The 729-nt window shown below is 49.2% G+C and carries 1 protein-coding gene; it reads right to left on the reverse strand.

Going from position 1 to position 729, the window contains the following annotated elements:
• Nucleotides 1-729, reverse strand: a 729-nt coding sequence (locus tag R7044_RS25330) for a site-specific tyrosine recombinase XerD (RefSeq protein WP_225456012.1), incomplete at both ends; no start/stop codon positions are given.

The following is a 729-nucleotide window of genomic DNA, read 5'->3' on the forward strand; positions in this document are numbered from 1 at the left end:
CGGCGAAAGCTGGTCGGTATCGATGCCAGCAATGACAGCATAGTATTTGATACGATGCCAAAACGTCTGACGAGTCATTTGGCGTGCTCGTTTACTTGGGAATACCACATCGGAAGACGTTTCTCCCAATAATGCAGGGCGACCTTGCTGGATGAATGTTTCAATCCAATCGATCGCATTCTCCCCCATCGGCACCAAACGTTTCTTGCCACCTTTACCCGTCACACGCACGACGCCCTGACGTAAACTGATGTTTTCCATCGTCAGGCTGACGAGTTCTGTCACACGCAACCCAGTCGCGTACAACAACTCAAGCATGGCTTTATCGCGCAGTTCTACCGGATCATTAGGATCTGGCGCGTCCAAAAGTGCGTCCACTTGCTCTTCGCTGATGTCTTTCGGTAAGCGTTGTGGCAATTTCGGGCTGACCAACAAGGCACTAGGGTCATCGGCACGCACTTTTTCACGGTGAAGATACTGAAACAAACGGCGAATGGCTGACAGCATACGAGCACGTGACGTCTGCTTGTAATCCAAATCCACCAGATACGTTTGGTATTCTTGAAGTCCAGACAAACTGATGAAATCGAGGCGGTAACGATGATGCTCCATCCAAGTGAGAAGCTTCATTAAGTCATTTCGGTACGAAGCCAGCGTATTCTCTGACAGACCGCGCTCCATCCACATTGCATCTAAGAATTGCTCAACAAGCGCAAAATCTTGTTGATT

It is taken from the genome of Vibrio sp. 1402, assembly GCF_033340275.1.